Genomic DNA, 16655 nt, shown 5'->3' with positions numbered 1-16655 from the left:
CTTTCCCTCTGATCGAGCAACAAGGACGCCCCGATGAGTACTGCTGTGGATGCTGTCGAACGCACTGAAATCCTGATCATCGGCGCGGGCCCGGCCGGCTCCGTCGCCGCGGCGATGCTGCGCCAGCAGGGCCGCCAGGTGCTGATGCTGGAGCGCCAGCAGTTCCCGCGCTTCTCCATCGGCGAAAGCCTGCTGCCGCAGAGCATGGAGTACATCGAAGCGGCCGGGCTGCTGCAGGACGTGGTCGAGGCCGGTTTCCAGTACAAGAACGGCGCGGCTTTCGTGCACGGTGAAGCACGTACCGCCTTCGATTTCCGGAAGAAGTTCTCGCCGGGCTGGGGCACCACCTACCAGGTGCAGCGCGCCGACTTCGACAACGTGCTGGCACGCGGCGCCGAGCGCATGGGAACCACGCTGCGCTTCGGTGATGAAGTGCTGTCGGTCGAACCCGGTGAACAGCCGGCGGTGAACGTGCGCCGCCCGGATGGCAGCGAATACCGCATCGAAGCCGACTTCATCCTCGATGCCTCCGGCTTTGCGCGCCTGCTGCCGCGCCTGCTGCAGCTGGAGTCGCCGTCCAACTTCCCGGTGCGCGGCGCGATCTTCTGCCACGTGCGCGACAACATCCCGGCCGAAGCGGACTTCGACCGCAACAAGATCCTGATCACCACCCACCCCGAGCACATCGACGTCTGGTACTGGACGATTCCGTTCTCCAACGGCTGCTGCTCGCTGGGCGTGGTCGCCGAGCCGTCGTTCTTCGAGCGCTACCAAGGCGACGACCTGCAGAAGCTGCAGGCCATCGTCGGCGAGGACCCCAACCTGACCGGGCTGCTGGCCAATGCCGAATGGGCGGTGCTGCCGGTGCGCCGCATCACCGGCTACTCGGCCAATGTCAGCTCGCTGTGGGGCCCGGGCTATGCGCTGCTGGGCAACGCCGGCGAGTTCCTCGACCCGGTGTTCTCGTCCGGCGTGACCATTGCCTTCAAGTCCGCGCAGCTGGCCAGCGAGTGCCTCAAGCGCCGCTATGCCGGTGAAACCGTGGACTGGGAGGCGGAGTTCTCCAGGCCGCTGCGCGCGGGCGTGAAGACCTTCCGTCGCTTCGTGGAAAGCTGGTACCAGGGCGGCTTCCAGAAGATCATCTACCACCCGCAGCAGCAGCCGGAAGTACGCAACATGATCAGTTCCATCCTGGCCGGATACGCCTGGGACACCAACAACCCGTATGTGGCCGACGAGAGTGGCCGCCGCATGCGCGTGCTGGAGGAACTGTGCAGCGCCTGATCTTCCGTACTGCGGCCCTGCTGCTGTGCCTGCTGCTGGCCGCCTGTGCCGGGCGCATGCCCAAGCCACAGGTGGAGCTGCCGCCGCTGCGCCTGTCGCCGACCAGCCTGCCGGCGCCGCTGGCGCTGCAGCAGCAGCTGCACTTCCGCTTCGGCAGCCACGAGCGCGACCTCGATGCGCTGCTGGAAGCCGACACCCAGCAGGTACAGCTGGCGGTGCAGGCGATGGGCCAGACCGGCGTGCGCCTGCAATGGGACGGCCGACAGCTGACCCAGCAGCGTGCGCCGTGGTTGCCGCCGCAGGTGCGTGCCGAGCGTGTGCTCGATGACCTGCAGTTCGCGCTGTGGCCGACCGCCGCCATCGCTGCCGCGCTACCGGCCGGCTGGCAGGTCAGCGACGACGGCCAGCAGCGCAGCCTGTCGCGCGATGGCGTGGTGTGGCTGCAGCTGCAACGGCTGGACGATGGCAGCGTGCAGCTGGAGAACCGCGCCGAAGGCTATGCACTGCGCATCGAATCGATCGACATGGCCGGGCAGGACCGATGAGTGCACCGATCTACCTGAACGACCTGGGCGTGGTCTGCGCGCTCGGCGAGGGCCGCGCCGCGGTGGCGTCGGCGATGTTCGCCGACGTGCCGGGCGGGCTCAGCGACAACGACCACCTGCTGCCGGGGCGCACCCTGGCGCTGGGCGAAGTGCGCACGCCGCTGCCGGCGCTGGAGGACCTGCCGGCCGCCCTGCGCGGGCGCAACAACGCGCTGCTGGAGGTGGCCCTGGTGCAGATCGCGCCGGCGGTAAGCGCCGCCATCGCCCGCCACGGTGCCGAGCGCGTGGCGGTGGTGCTGGGCACCAGCACTTCGGGCATCGGTGAATCCGAGCAGGCGCTGCGCACCCACGCCGAACAGGGCCAGTGGCCGCCGGGGTTCGACTACGCCCAGCAGGAAATGGGCACCGCCGCGCAGTTCGTGCGCCAGCGCAGTGGCGCGCAGGGGCCGGCCTGGACCCTGTCCACTGCCTGCTCGTCCAGCGCCAAGGCGCTGATGTCGGCCGCGCGCATGCTGCGCGCCGGCATCGTCGATGCGGTCATCGCCGGCGGTGCCGACTCGCTGTGCCGCTTCACCGTGGCTGGCTTCAGCGCGCTGGAATCGGTGTCGGCGTCGCGTTGCAACCCGTTCTCGCAGCACCGCGCCGGCATCAACATCGGCGAAGGCGCGGCACTGTTCCTGCTCACCCGCGAGCCGGGTCCGGTGTGCCTGGCCGGGTGGGGCGAATCGGCCGACGCCCACCACATGTCGGCGCCCGATCCGCAGGGCCTGGGCGCCATCGATGCCCTGCAGCAGGCGCTGCAGCGCGCCGGCTGGGCCACCGATGAAGTGGACTACGTGAACCTGCATGGCACCGCCACCGGGCACAACGATGCGATGGAAAGCCTTGCGGTTTCGCAGGTGCTGGGCAACGGCGTTCCGGCCAGTTCGACCAAGCCGCTGACCGGCCATACGCTGGGCGCGTCAGGCGCGATCGAAGCCGCACTGTGCTGGATCCTGCTGGCCGAGAATCCGCAGCAGCAGCTGCCGCCGCACTGGTGGGACGGCGTGGCCGATCCCGCGCTGCCGACGCTGACGCTGGTCGCACCCGCCACGTGCCTGGCACAGCCGCCGCGGCGGGTGCTGAGCAATTCGTTCGCCTTCGGCGGCAGCAATGCCGTGCTGGCGCTGGAGCGCCGATGAACATGCTGTATGCGATTGAAGAGGTGGTGCCGCACCGCCAGGACATGTGCCTGCTGGAGCGCATCACGCACTGGGACCAGGACGCCATCGAGGCCGAACTGGTGGTGCCCGAGGCCGGCCTGTTCGTGGAAAACCACGAAGTGCCGGCTTGGGTGGGCATCGAGTACATGGCGCAGGCCATCGCGGCCTGGGCCGGCTGCCGTGCGCGTGCGGCCGGCAAGCCGCCGCAGCTCGGTTTCCTGCTCGGCAGCCGCCGCTACAACAGCGCGCGCAGCAGCTTCCCCAGCGGCTCGCGACTGCGTGTACAGGCGCGCTGCGAGCTGTTGGGTGACAATGGATTGGGGATGTTCGCCTGCCGCATCCTGGCGGGCGAGGACGAATGGGCGACAGCCAACGTGTCGGTGTTCGAACCGTCCGATGCGATGGCCTATCTGGAGAGTGGACAGGCATGACAGGGAATCGAAGTGTGCTGGTGACCGGCGCCAGCCGGGGCATCGGCCGGGCCATTGCGCTGCGCATCGCGCGCGATGGCTTCGACGTGGTGGTGCATTGCCGCAGCCGCCTGGATGAGGCACAGGCCGTGATGGCCGAGATCCACGCATTGGGCCAGCAGGCCCGCGTGCTGATGTTCGACGTGGCCGATCGAGAGGCCGCACGCGCCGTGCTGGAGGCCGATGTCGAAGCGCACGGCGCGTATTACGGCGTGGTCTGCAATGCCGGCATCGCCCGCGATGGCGCCTTCCCGGCACTGTCGGCCGACGATTGGGACCAGGTCATCCACACCAACCTGGATGGCTTCTACAACGTATTGCATCCGCTGATCATGCCGATGGTGCGGCGGCGCAAACCGGGTCGCATCGTCACCCTGTCGTCGGTGTCCGGCCTGGCCGGCAACCGCGGGCAGGTCAACTACAGTGCCGCCAAGGCCGGCATCATCGGCGCCACCAAGGCCCTGGCGCTGGAACTGGCCAGCCGCCAGATCACCGTCAACTGCGTGGCCCCGGGCCTGATCGAGACCGAAATGCTCAACGACGAAGTGGTTGAACACGCGCTCAAGCTGATTCCGGCCGGCCGTGTCGGCCGTCCCGACGAAGTGGCGGCCACGGTGGCGTTCCTGCTGTCCGAGCCGGCCGGCTACATCACCCGCCAGGTGATCTCGGTGAACGGAGGCATGCTCTGATGGCCGCCGATCGTCGCGTAGTGGTGACCGGCGCGTCCGCGATCAGTCCGCTCGGCCATGACTGGCCGACCATCGAAGCGCACCTGCGCAGCTGCCGCAACGCGGTGCGCACGATGCCCGAATGGGATGTCTACGCCGGCCTGAACACCAAGCTGGCCGCGCCGGCGCAGGACTTCGAGCTGCCGCCGAACTACAACCGCAAGACCACCCGCTCGATGGGCAAGGTGGCGATCATGTCGGTGCGCGCCACCGAAGTGGCGCTGCGCGAGGCCGGCCTGCACGAGCACCCGGTGCTGCGCAGCGGCCGCACCGGCGTGGCCTACGGTTCCTCGTCGGGCAGCCACGAAGCCACCGGTGAGTTCGGGCGCATGCTCAACGAGTTCACCACCGATGGCATCAGCGCCACCACCTACCTGAAGATGATGAGCCACACCGCGCCGGTCAACATCGGCGTGTTCTTCGGCCTGTCCGGGCGCGTCTACACCACCTCCAGCGCCTGCACCTCGGGCAGCCAGGGCGTGGGCGCGGCCTATGAAGCGATCCGCAGCGGCAAGCAGACGGTGATGGTCGCCGGCGGTGCCGAGCAGCTCGACGCCACCGCTGCGGCGGTGTTCGACACCCTGTTCGCCACCAGCGTGCGCAACGACGCGCCGCAGACCACGCCGCGCCCGTTCGATGCCGGCCGTGATGGCCTGGTGCTGGGCGAGGGTGCCTGCACGCTGATCCTGGAAGACCTGGAGCACGCGCAGGCACGCGGCGCCACCATCCTTGCCGAGGTGGTCGGGTATGGCACCAACAGCGATGGCCAGCACGTCACCCAGCCCAGCGCCGACACCATGGCCACCGCCATGCGCCTGGCGCTGGAAGATGCAGGCCTGGAGCCGGCGCAGATCGACTACGTCAATGCCCACGGCACCGCCACCGATCACGGCGACATCGCGGAGACCCAGGCCACCGCGCAGGTGTTCGGAAGCCGCGTGCCGATCAGCTCGCTGAAGAGCTACGTCGGCCACATGCTCGGTGCCTGTGGTGCGTTCGAGGCCTGGCTGAGCATCGAAATGATGCGCGCCGGCTGGTTCGCGCCGACCCTGAACCTGGCCGAGGTCGATCCGCGCTGCGGCCAGCTCGACTTCATCACCGGGCAGGGCCGCGAACTGCAGGCCGAGTACGTGATGAGCAACAACTTCGCCTTCGGCGGCATCAATACCTCGCTGGTGTTCCGCCGCTGGAGCGAATGATCCGCCGTCCCATCCCGCCTTTTTCCGCAACCCACCCGCACCCTCGACAAGGAGATGTTCCGATGCGCCGCACCCTGATGATCGCCACGGCCACCGCACTGCTGGCCCTGACCTCCACCGCTTCCGCCCGCGATACCCGCCTCGAGCAGTCCCTGCAGGAGCTGGTCAGCTCGCAGGCCGCCAGGGACGCCGGCATTGACGGCAGCGTGCGCTTCTACCTGGCCGGCCAGCCGGTCGGCGTGCAGCAGCGCCTGGGCGAAGACGTGACCAACAAGAAGACCAATGCCGCCAACAAGAGCGACGCCGAAGCCTGCCGCTGGGTCGCGCTGTCGGCGCTGCGCGCGCTGCAGGATGGCGCCAGGTCGCGCGGTGCAAACGCGGTGGTGGACATCGTCAGCTACTACAAGAAGAACGAGTTCAAGAGCAGCACCAACTACGAGTGCTGGGCCGGTACCTTCGTCGCCGGCGTGGCGCTGAAGGGCACCTACGCCAAGGTCAAGTAAGCGACCGCAGGGCGGTGGCGTTGCCTGAACGCCGCCGCCACATTGCTGAACCCCGTCGGGGAAACGCCGTTGATCCCGCCGCCATCGTCGGCTGACGGCTTTCCCCGGTGTCGGCTTTCCGACACAATCATGGCTCTTCCCGGGTTATCGTCCCGCGGACATGCACGCCTACGTCTATAAAAGCCAACTCAAGCCTGACACCTACGTCTACGTTCCCCGACGCGATGATTTCAGCGCGCTGCCTGCGCCGCTGCTCACCTCGCTGGGTGCGCTCACTTTCGTCCTGGACGTGGCTCTGGATGCCCAGCGCCGCCTGGCCCAGGCCGACCCGGACAAGGTTCGCAGTGAAATGAGCGAGCGCGGGTTCTACCTGCAGGTGCCGCCGTCGGTGGCCAGCCTGATGCCGCGCCACTATGACTGACGCCTCCCGTCCGCGCGCCCTGTCGATCGCCTTCGCTGCCGGCGCCCTGCTGGCGCTGGGCGCTGCCGTGGGCGGCGTTGCCGGTGCCGTCCTTGCCGCATTGGCACAACCGGTGTTCGCGCTGGGCGTGTCGTGGTGGCGGCGCAGCCGCGCGCTGCTGCCGTTGAAGGTGGTTGCACGCCAGGACCTGCCGGCGCTGCTGGCGTTGTGGTCGGCGGCGCCGGTGTTGCTGGCGCTGCTGCTGGCCTGGCCGCTGGCCGCACTGCGTGACAGCGGCAGCCTTGCGGCGGTGCTGGGCCTGAGCGTGCTGGTCAGTGCCGGCCTGCTCGCGGCCTGGCGCACCTGGCCGTTGTGGAACGATGTCGAACGGCTTGATGGCAGCCTGGCCCACCATTGGCAGGCGCTGGCCGGTCGCGACCTGACCGCCTGGCGCGGTCTTGGCGTGGCCGCGCTGGTGATCGCGCTTGCCGCGCTGGTGGTGCTGCCCGCCTGGCCGGGCCTGCTGCCGGAAAGCGCACGCTGGCCCACCGCGCTGGCGGTGGTGCTGCTGTCACCGCTGCTGCATCTGCTGCTGCAGCGGGTCAAGCCGGCACCGCTGGTGGCGTTGCGCTCCAGCCCATTGGCGACGTCCAGCCACGCACACGAACCGATGTTCGCCGCCGCGGCCGAGACCGCGCCGCTGGAGGCGATGGCACCGCAGGAGCTGACCCCGGCACTGTATGAAGCCGCCCGCCATGGCCGCATCGACCGTGGCCTGCAGCTGCTGCAGGCCGGCGCCGATCCGTATGCGCTGCCCGACCCGAACTGGCGCGACCAGCGCAGCCTGGCAGTGCTGGCCGCGGTGTTGCCGGACCTGCGCCTGCTGCGCGAACTGATCGCCCGCGGCGTTGACGTGAACGCGCCGCACCGCGGCATGACGCCGTTGCTGGCCGCCACGCGTGACAGCTGGCATGGCCGCCCCGAAGCGGTGATGACCCTGCTCGCCAACGGTGCCGACTCGCGTGCTACCGACAGCGATGGCAATACGCCGCTGCACCATGCCGCGCGCAGTTCCGACCCGGGTGTGGCCGCGCTGCTGCGCGATGCCGCCGCCGAAGTCGACGCGCTGAACCGCGATGGCTGGTCGCCGCTGGCGGTGGCCTGCCAGGTTGGCAACTGGCGCCTGGCCCGCTTCCTGCTCGAACGCGGTGCACGCAGCGAACCGGCAGAGGGCACCCCGGTGCTGCTGGCCGCCGCTGCCACCGAAGACGACGATCCGGCTGGCGTGCAGCTGCTGCTCAAGCACAAGGCACGTGCCGACGCCCGCGACCGCCAGCGCCGCAGCGCGCTGCACGAGGCGGCGCTGGCCGGGCATGTGGAGATCATCGGCGTGCTGTTGGCCGCCGGTGCCAACCTGGAAGCGCGCGATGCACTGGGGCGCACGCCCTGGCTGGAAGCCGCCCGTGCCGGGCGTGCCGCGGTGGTCGAACACCTGCTGCCGCACAAGCCGGACCTGGTTGCCGTTGACGGCGAAGGCCGCAACGCGGTGCAGCTGGCGGTGATGGCCGAGGATGTCTCGCCGTTGCTGATCAAGCGCCTGGTGGAGCTGGGCATCGCCGCCGACGCGACCGATCCGGTCGGTCGCCGCGCGGTGGACTACGCTGCCGAAGCCGGCCGCTGGGCGATCGTCGCGCTGCTGGATCCCTCCTATCCGTTGCCGGCCGCGGTCAGTGACGGCCTGGCCGAGCGTGGCGAAGCCGCCGGTGCCAGTGGCCTGCTGCCGGACCGCCCGCCGCTGACCCTGCTGCGCGAAGCGCTGGGCTTCGGCAACACCGAAGGCATGGCCGCGCTGGCCAAGCTGTGCCAGCCGGAAGAACTGGGTGGCCTGCTGCTCGATCCGGAACTGGCGCTGGAGCCGCGCGCGGTTGATTGGCTGCTGGGCCACGGCGCCGATCCCTACGTGCGCGACGCCTGTTCCGATACGCCGATGTTCGCCCTGCTGTCGCGCGGCATCGATGCGGTGCCGGCGCTGCAGGTGATGTTGCAGCGTGGCCTGTCGCCGGCCGGCCGTGGCGGCCTGGCGCGCTTCCTTGCCGCCTGCGCCCAGCACGACCAGGCGGCGCGCGGCCTGGAACAGCTGGCGCTGGAACTGCTGGAGCGTGGCGCCGATCCGTTCGCAGCTTCGCCGGCCGGTGATCCGCCGCTTTCGCTGGCGGTGCGCCTGGGCTGGCTGCGCCTGCAGCAGGCCCTGCTGAAGGCGGGCGTGGATCGCGAAGCGCGCGACAGCCACGGCATGACCGCATTGCATCTGGCCACTGCGCTGGCCCGCGAAGGTGCGCTGAAGCTGCTGGTGCAGCACGGCGCCTCGCCGGAAGCCCGCGCCGCCGATGGCCAGACGCCGCTGGGCGTGGCGCTGTCGATTGGCCGCCGCGATCTGGCCGACTGGCTGGACTGGCGGGTGTGGCCGTTGCCGCGCCGCACCCTGCGCGAGGCCGATCTGCCGGCCGCCGCAATGGCCGGTGACGTCGATGCGGTGCGCCGCCTGATCGATCTGGGCTTTGCCGTTGATGCGGTCGATGCACAGGGCTGCACCGCGCTGCTGCGCGCCGCCGGTGGCGGCCATCTGGCGGTGACCGACCTGCTGCTGGCGCGTGGCGCTGATCCGCAGCACGCGGCGGCCAGCGGTGCCACGCCGCTGTCGGCGGCGGTCAGCATGCGCCAGGTGGATATCGTTTCGGCCCTGCTCGACGCCGGCGCCAAGCTGGAACACCGCCTGCCGGGCGGCGTGACCGTGCTGATGCTGGCCTCGGCGCTGGGCCTGCCGGACATCGTTGCGCGCCTGCTCACCGCGGGTGCCGATGTGCACGCCGGTGACGCCCAGCAGCTGGGCCCACTGCACTGTGCCGCGCTGTATGGCTTCAGTGCCCGCGACCGCTCACGCCTGCTCGCGCTGCTCGACACCCTGCTGCTGGCCGGTGCCGAACCGGACCAGGCCGCGGCCGGTTCGGTCACGCCGCTGCTGCTGCTGCTGGGCGCCCGCGCCGAGCCCGGGACCGCCTGCGACGAGCAGGTGGTGATGGCCGCGGTGGAACGCCTGCTGGACGAAGACGTGAGCCTGGACGTGCGCGACCCGCGCGGCTTCGGTCCACTGCACCTGGCGGCGCTGCATGGCCTGCCGCTGCTGGTGCAGCGCCTGCTGCGCGCTGGCGCCGATCCGGAAGTGCGCGACAGCCTCAACCGCAGCCCGCGCGAGATCGCGGTGATGCGCGGCTTCATCGACGTGGCCGGCGAGTTCGAACCGCGCGTGCCGGGTGTTTCGTCGATGGCGCGGTTCCTGCGCGACAACGGCTGAGGATCCGGGGTCGGATCCCTTTCCAACGGAAAGGGCTCTGACCCCAAGACTTTGGGATCCGGTCTCGGGAGGGCGCCGGCCGCTGGCCGGCACGCCTACTTGTCGTCGCTTTCCGCGTCGGCCTCGAACAGGTGCATCAGGTCGTTGCGCGCATCGCGCGAGGTCTGGATCACCGCCGCCTCGTCGTCGTAGACCAGGTACTGGTCGCGCAGCAGCTGTTCGTCGTGCTCGCGGAAACGCTGCACGTGGCGCTCGGCCACGTTCGGCGCAATGCCCAGCGCGGTCAGCACGCGGCCGCTCATCTCCAGGCTGGTGCCGAACACCTCGCGGAACGGCTCGGCCGACATGTCCATCAACCGCCACGCATGCTGGCGGTTGCGCGCACGCGCCAGCACCGTCGCGTCCGGATACAGCCGGCGCACCATGCGCACCGCGCGCAGGTTGGTTTCCGGGTCATCCACGGTGATCACGAACACATCGATGTGCTCGCCGCCGGCCGCGCGCAGCATCTCCGGCCGGGTCGGGTCGCCGTAATACAGCTGGTTGCCGAAGCGGCGCAGGTCGGCCACGGTATCCGGGTTCGCCTCCAGCGCCACGAACGGTACCTTCTGCGCGGTCAGCAGGCGCGCGATCACCTGGCCGAAGCGGCCCATGCCTGCGATCAGTACCTTCGGCCGGTTGTCCGGTGCCACCTTGTCGGCGTCGGCCGGCTCGCGCGGCGCGGCTTTCTCCTGGCCGAGCAGTTTCAACAGCGCAATCATCAACAGCGGCGTGATCGCCATCGACAGGCCGACGATCGCCACCAGCCGGTCGTGGTTGGCGTTGCCCAGCAGGTGCGCGCGCTGCGCCTCGTTGAACACCACGAAGGCGAACTCGCCGCCCAGCCACAGCACGCTGCCCAGCAGCAGCGATTGCCGCGGGCTGAGCCGGGCGACGCGGCCAACCGCGTACAGCAGGCTGAACTTGACCACCAGCAGGATGCCGACACCCGCGGCGATCAGCCAGGGCTCGGCGGCAATGCGGTCCAGGTCGATGCCCATGCCCACCGCGATGAAGAACAGGCCGAGCAGCAGGCCCTTGAATGGTTCGATCTGCGATTCCAGTTCGTGCCGGAACTCCGAGTCGGACAGCAGCACGCCGGCCAGGAAGGCACCGAGGCTGGGGCTGAGGCCGGCTTCCTGCATGAACCAGGCGGTGCCCAGCACCACCAGCAACGCGGTGGCGGTGAACACTTCCGGGCTGCGGGTGCGGGCAATGGTGCTGAACACCCGGCGCAGCACCGGCCGCCCGCACAGGATCACCACCGCCAGCGCACCCAGCGCGACGGCCGCATCTTCCCAGCGCAGGGTTTCATTCTTGACCCCGCCCAGCAGCGGAATGGCCGCCAGCAGCGGGATCGCGATCAGGTCCTGGAACAGCAGGATGGCAAAGCCCAACCGGCCGTGGTCGCTGTTGATCGCCTTGTGCTCGGACAGCAGCTGCAGGCCCACCGCCGTGGATGACAGCGCCAGTGCCACGCCCACCACCAGCGCGCTCTTCCACTGGAAGTGGTCGAGCAGCAGCAGGCCGCCCAGCACCAGCCCGGACAGCGCCACCTGCGCCGCACCGGCACCGAACACCGAGCGCCGCATCACCTTCAGGCGTGCCGGCGACAGCTCCAGTCCGATCACGAACAGCAGCATCACCACGCCGATCTCGGCGGCGCCAAGGATGCGGTCGGCGTCCTGCACGAAGCCCAGCCCGTCCGGGCCCAGCACCACGCCGGCCGCCAGATAGCCCAGCACCGCGCCGAAGCCGAATTTCTTGAACACCGGCACGGCGATGACCGCCGCCAGCAGCAGCACCAGGGCCAGTTCCAGACCACCGCTATGCATGGGAATACCTGGTCATCGGGGGAGCCCGCTGTGCGTCCGTTCGGGTGGAGAAAGCGTGGCGAACACCACCGCGCCATTATGCGCGCCGGTCTGTGTACGCACGAGAACAACCTGCGGGGCAGGGTGCTGCCGTTGCGGGACCGGGTTGACCTGCATGGCCCACGGGTCCAGACTGCCCGCCGCTGGCGGCGCGTCCGCCAGTACACGCATCCCGGAGTCCCCAACCCATGTCCAGCGACAGTAGAAGTCGACCTCGTTCGACGCCAGCGATGGCCACCGCCTGACATCGGGACGGTTTGCCTGCGTTGGCGTTGCGCGAGGTCGCACCCCACAAGGCAAACCCGATGAACCAGAAGCAATTGCTGCGCCCGGTGGCCGATGCCGCCGCCCTGGCCGCGCCGCTGGCGAACTACAACACCGCCGACGCGGTGGAATTCCTCAACACGCTGGAACTGGTGCGCGCCGCGGAAACGCTGGCTGCGCTGCCGTTGCCGCGTGCGGTCAAGATGCTGGAAGCGCCGGAGCTGCACCGCAGCGGCGAGCTGGTGGCCGCATTGCCGCCGGCCCGCGCCGCCGCACTGCTCGGGCTGATGGCTGATGACCGGGCCACCGACATCGTCCACGAGCTGGACGAAGAAGAACGCGCACGGCTGATCCCGCTGCTCGGTACCGATGCCCGCCAGACCATCCAGAAGCTGCTCAGCTATCCGCCGAACACCGCCGGTGCGCTGATGACCACCGAGTACGTGGCCGTGCCCGCCAGCTGGACCGTTGCGCAGACCCTGCAGCACATCCGCCAGGTCGAGCGCACCCGCGAGACGGTGTACGCGATCTACGTGCTGGACCCGGCCACCCAGCAGCTGCAGCAGGTGGTGACCATGCGCCGGTTGATCACCGGCCTGCCGGAGGAGTCGATCCTGGACGTGGCCCAGGTCAATCCGCCGGTCACGGTGGACGCGCTGTTGGACCAGGAAGAAGTGGCACGGCTGATCCGTCGCCACGACCTGCTGGCGATCCCGGTGGTCGATGCGCAGCAGCAGATGCTTGGCATCGTCACCGTCGATGACGTACTGGATGCGCTGATCGAGGAATCCACCGAGGACGCGCACAAGTTCGGCGGCATGGAAGCGCTGGACAAGCCGTACATGCAGATCGGCTTCTTCGAGATGCTGCGCAAGCGCGCCGGCTGGTTGAGCGTGCTGTTCCTGGGCGAGATGCTGACCGCCAGCGCGATGCAGCACTACGAGGACGAACTGGCGCGCGCGGTGGTGCTGACCCTGTTCATTCCGCTGATCATGAGTTCCGGCGGCAACTCCGGCTCGCAGGCCACCTCGCTGCTGATCCGCAGCCTGGCGCTGCGCGAACTTCGCCTGCGCGACTGGTGGAAGGTGGCCATCCGCGAGATCCCCACCGGCATGGTGCTGGGCGCCATCCTCGGCTGCCTGGCGATCGTGCGCATCGTGATCTGGCAGCTCGGCGGCCTGCATGATTATGGCGAGCACTGGATCCTGCTGGCGATCACCATCGGCGCGGCGCTGGTCGGCATCGTCACCTTCGGCTCGCTGTCCGGTTCGATGCTGCCGTTCATCCTCAAGCGCCTCGGCTTCGACCCGGCCAGTGCCTCGGCCCCGTTCGTGGCTACCCTGGTGGACGTGACCGGCCTGGTGATCTATTTCAGTATCGCCGCGATCCCCCTCCCCGCCCCCCTGCTGTACGTGCTCGGGTCGGTCCCCCCCTGGGGGGCCCCGCGCCACGGTCACGCGGGGGTCAGATCCCTTTCCTGAGGAAAGGGATCTGACCCCATCGCCCTGGAATTTGGTTACCGTAGGCGCATGAGTACCTACCACCTGCAGTCCGTGTTCCGTCCGCAGTCGGTCGCGGTGATCGGCGGCAGCCCGCGCGAGCGCTCGGCTGGCCGCGCGGTGATGCGCAACCTGCGCGGCACCGGCTTCCCCGGCAAGGTGGCGTGGATCAACCCGCGGCATGCCGAGATCGATGGCATCCGCACGGTCAAGCGGCTGAAGGACGTGGACTGGGTGCCGGACCTGGTGGTGATCACCGCACCGGCGGCGATCGTGCCGCAGGTGGTGCGCACCGCCGCCGAACGCGGCGTGCAGGCGGCGATCATCCTCACCGCGCATCTGGGTGAAGGCCCGGGCTCGCTGTCGGCGCAGGTGGAAGCGGTGGCACGCAAGCATGGCCTGCGCATCCTCGGCCCGCATTGCCTGGGCGTGATCGCGCCGCACGCGCGGCTCAATGCCAGCATCGCCGCGCATTTCCCGCAGGCCGGCGATCTCGCATTGATCTCCGAATCTTCCGCCATTGCCGCGGCGCTGGTGGAGTGGGGCGTGGCCCGTTCGGTGGGTTTCTCCGCCGTGGTGTCGCTGGGCGACACGATGGACGTCGACTTCGGCGACCTGCTCGACTACTTCGCCACCGACTACCGCACCCGCGCCATCCTGCTCTATGTCGAGCAGATCAAGGATGCGCGCAAGTTCATGTCGGCCGCACGTGCCGCCGCGCGTGCCAAGCCGGTGGTGGTGGTGAAATCCGGTCGCGCCGAACGCGTGCAGCCGGGCAGTCGTGATACCCATGTACAGGCACTGGCCCGCGCCGACGACGTGTACGGCGCCGCGTTCAACCGTGCCGGCCTGCTGCGCGTGGGCGCGCTGGACGAACTGTTCACCGCCGCCGAATCGCTGGGGCGGTTGGGGACGTTCCCCGGTCGTCGCCTGGCGATTCTCAGCAATGGTGGCGGTGTCGGCCGCCTTGCCGTGGACCAGCTGGTCGCATTGCGTGGGACGCTGGCCAACCTGTCCGACAGCACGGTCGAAAAGCTCGACGCCGTGCTGCCGCAGGGCTGGTCGCGCAGCAATCCGGTCGACATCGTGGTCGACGCCGATGGTGAGCGCTATGCCGCCGCCATCGATGCGCTGCTGGCCGACAACGAGAATGATGCGGTGATGGTGGTCAACGTGCCGACCGCATTCACTTCATCCGCAGACGCCGCACAGGCACTTACCCGCACGCTCGGCCTGCGCCCACGCCATCACCGCGACAAGCCGGTATTCGCGGTGTGGCTGGGCAACGACGACCAGGCCACCGCCACGCTCAACGCGGCACGGGTGCCGACCTATCCGACCGAGGCCGAAGCCGTGCGTGGCTTCCAGCATCTGGTGCGCTACCGCGAGGCGCAGAACGCGCTGATGGAAACACCTCCCAGCCTGCCGCAGGACTTCAGTGTCGACGCGGTGGCCGCACGCGCGCTGGTCGATGCGGCATTGGCCAACGGCCAGCAGTGGCTGGATCCGTTGGCTACCCACGAATTGCTCAAGGCCTACGGCATTCCCTCCGCGCCGGTGATGCACGCGCGCGATGCGCACGAGGCGATGGACCTGGCACAGCCGCTGCTGGAGCGTGGTGCCAGCGTGGCGCTGAAGATTCTGTCGCCGGACATTCCGCACAAGTCGGAAGTCGATGGCGTGCGCCTGAACCTTGCGACGCTTCCGGCAGTGCAGAGCGCGGCCAACGCGATCCTCTCGCGTGCGCGGCAGCTGCGACCAGACGCGCGCATCGATGGCCTGCTGGTGCAGCCGACCATTGTTCGCCCGAAGGCGCGTGAACTGATTGTCGGCATTGCCGATGACGCAACGTTCGGCCCGGTGATCGTGGTCGGTCGTGGCGGTACTGCAGTAGAAGTAATCAACGACAAGGCGCTGGCGTTGCCGCCACTCGATCTGCGCCTGGCCCATGAACTGATCGGACAGACCCGGGCCTCGCGCATCCTCAAGGCCTACGGCGATGTACCGGCTGCCGACGAGCGCGCGCTGGCCCTTGCACTGGTTAAGCTGGCACAGCTGGCCGCCGACATTCCCGAAGTGCGCACGCTGGACATCAATCCGCTGCTGGTCGACAGCAAGGGCATTCTTGCCCTCGACGCACGCGTGGCGGTGGCACCGTCGCGCATCCTGCACAAGGGACGTGGCCATCCGCGCTTCTCGGTATTCCCGTATCCGAAGGAGTGGGAGCGCACCATCGAACTGTCCGATGGCGGCCGTGCGTTCGTGCGGCCGGTGCGACCGGAAGACGATGCACTGTTCCGTGCGTTCTTCGCCCGGGTCAGCGACGAAGACCTGCGCCTGCGCTTCTTCCAGTCGGTGAAGCACTTCAGCCACGAATTCATCGCGCGCCTGACCCAGCTGGACTATGCGCGCTCGATCGCACTGGTGGCGATCGAACCGCGCAGTGGCGAAATGCTCGGCGCGGTACGCCTGCACGCCGATGCCGATTACCACCGCGGCGAGTACGGCATCCTGATCCGCTCGGACCTGAAGGGCCACGGCATCGGCTGGCGGCTGATGGCGATCATGATCGAGTACGCCAAGTGGCTGGGCCTGGATGTGGTCGAGGGCCAGGTGCTGCGCGAGAACAGCACCATGCTGGCGATGTGCCAGAGCCTGGGCTTCAAGACCAGGCTCGACCCGGACGACCCGACGGTGATGATGGTGACCCTGCCGGTGCAGCAGGTCGAAGTGCCTGAGACCCCTCTGTAGAGCCGAGCCCACGCTCGGCTGTCTTGCGCCTGAGCCGAGCATGGGCTCGGCTCTACAGCATCAACGCACCGGCTCCACCACCACGGCCGTGCCGTAGCACAGCACCTCGGTCAGCCCGGTCATCACATCGGTGGCGTCGTAGCGCATGCCGATGATCGCGTTGGCGCCCAACTGTCGCGCGTGCTTGACCATGTCGCGGTAGGTTTCCTCGCGCGCCTGTTCGCACAGTTCGGTGTAGATGGTGATGTTGCCGCCGAACAGGGTCTGGATGCCACCGAGGAAATTGCCGACGATCGAGCGCGAGCGCACGGTGATGCCGCGTACCACGCCGAGGTTGCGCACGACCCGGTGGCCGGGAAGCTCGAAGGCGGTGGTGACCAGTGAATCGTCGAAACGTGCCAGTGAGGTCGTCGGGTTGCCGCTGTTGTAGGGGTCTGCCATGGTCGCATCCTTGTCGCTGCCTTATGTAGAGTCGGGGGGGGGGGGGGGGGGGGGGGGGGCCGGGGGGGGGGGGGGGGGCCGCCACCCCCCCCCCCCCCGGGGCG

At 69.1% G+C, this 16655-nt stretch carries 12 protein-coding genes and 1 pseudogene; 11 read left to right on the top strand and 2 right to left on the bottom strand.

The window, feature by feature from the left end; all coding sequences use genetic code 11:
* Nucleotides 1-33 precede the first annotated feature (33 nt).
* The 9 genes from V3B41_RS05590 to V3B41_RS05550 all read left to right on the top strand — a co-directional run bounded on the left by V3B41_RS05590 (nt 34) and on the right by V3B41_RS05550 (nt 9683).
* Nucleotides 34-1284, top strand: coding sequence for an NAD(P)/FAD-dependent oxidoreductase (locus V3B41_RS05590; protein ID WP_049431695.1), 1251 nt, complete (start codon nt 34-36; stop codon nt 1282-1284).
* A complete protein-coding gene (locus V3B41_RS05585; protein WP_049431699.1) occupies nt 1272-1829 on the top strand; it encodes a DUF3261 domain-containing protein in 558 nt (185 codons plus the stop codon). The genes V3B41_RS05590 and V3B41_RS05585 overlap by 13 nt, the downstream gene beginning before the upstream one ends.
* Nucleotides 1826-3010: a beta-ketoacyl-[acyl-carrier-protein] synthase family protein gene (locus V3B41_RS05580; protein ID WP_049431701.1), complete on the top strand. Its 1185-nt coding sequence runs from the start codon at nt 1826-1828 to the stop codon at nt 3008-3010. Before V3B41_RS05585 ends, V3B41_RS05580 begins: the two co-directional genes overlap by 4 nt.
* Complete coding sequence (locus tag V3B41_RS05575; protein WP_049431704.1) at nt 3007-3462, top strand: hotdog family protein; 456 nt, start codon at nt 3007-3009, stop codon at nt 3460-3462. The genes V3B41_RS05580 and V3B41_RS05575 overlap by 4 nt, the downstream gene beginning before the upstream one ends.
* Nucleotides 3459-4190 (top strand): 3-ketoacyl-ACP reductase FabG2, encoded by a 732-nt coding sequence (locus tag V3B41_RS05570; protein ID WP_049431705.1) that lies wholly within the window; start codon nt 3459-3461, stop codon nt 4188-4190. Before V3B41_RS05575 ends, V3B41_RS05570 begins: the two co-directional genes overlap by 4 nt.
* Entirely contained in the window at nt 4190-5428 is a 1239-nt protein-coding gene (locus tag V3B41_RS05565) for a beta-ketoacyl-ACP synthase (protein WP_100443721.1), read from the top strand. Before V3B41_RS05570 ends, V3B41_RS05565 begins: the two co-directional genes overlap by 1 nt.
* 62 nt (nt 5429-5490) lie before the next feature.
* Entirely contained in the window at nt 5491-5931 is a 441-nt protein-coding gene (locus V3B41_RS05560) for a hypothetical protein (RefSeq protein ID WP_049431708.1), read from the top strand.
* A gap of 160 nt (nt 5932-6091) precedes the next feature.
* Complete coding sequence (locus tag V3B41_RS05555) at nt 6092-6352, top strand: YcgL domain-containing protein (RefSeq protein ID WP_049431711.1); 261 nt, start codon at nt 6092-6094, stop codon at nt 6350-6352.
* Nucleotides 6345-9683: an ankyrin repeat domain-containing protein gene (locus V3B41_RS05550; protein WP_329860365.1), complete on the top strand. Its 3339-nt coding sequence runs from the start codon at nt 6345-6347 to the stop codon at nt 9681-9683. Before V3B41_RS05555 ends, V3B41_RS05550 begins: the two co-directional genes overlap by 8 nt.
* A gap of 95 nt (nt 9684-9778) precedes the next feature.
* On the opposite strand, the gene V3B41_RS05545 is transcribed toward V3B41_RS05550, so the two are convergent.
* Entirely contained in the window at nt 9779-11557 is a 1779-nt protein-coding gene (locus tag V3B41_RS05545; protein WP_049431716.1) for a monovalent cation:proton antiporter-2 (CPA2) family protein, read from the bottom strand.
* A gap of 344 nt (nt 11558-11901) precedes the next feature.
* On the opposite strand from V3B41_RS05545, the pseudogene mgtE reads away from it, so the two are divergent.
* Both mgtE and V3B41_RS05535 read left to right on the top strand, forming a co-directional pair.
* A pseudogene (gene mgtE, locus V3B41_RS05540) lies at nt 11902-13248 on the top strand (magnesium transporter); the annotation flags it as partial.
* A 141-nt stretch (nt 13249-13389) separates the two neighbouring features.
* Entirely contained in the window at nt 13390-16110 is a 2721-nt protein-coding gene (locus V3B41_RS05535; protein WP_049426730.1) for a bifunctional acetate--CoA ligase family protein/GNAT family N-acetyltransferase, read from the top strand.
* Between the two features lie 60 nt (nt 16111-16170).
* Here the strand turns inward: V3B41_RS05535 and V3B41_RS05530 are convergent, their stop codons facing one another.
* A complete protein-coding gene (locus V3B41_RS05530) occupies nt 16171-16551 on the bottom strand; it encodes a YbjQ family protein (protein ID WP_049426729.1) in 381 nt (126 codons plus the stop codon).
* Nucleotides 16552-16655: the final 104 nt, after the last annotated feature.

Source organism: Stenotrophomonas sp. SMYL89, assembly GCF_036319985.1.
In the GTDB taxonomy this organism is placed as follows: domain Bacteria; phylum Pseudomonadota; class Gammaproteobacteria; order Xanthomonadales; family Xanthomonadaceae; genus Stenotrophomonas; species Stenotrophomonas maltophilia_Q.
The sequence above is the reverse complement of the archived record's forward strand: the minus strand, read 5'-3'. Positions and strand labels throughout refer to the sequence as shown.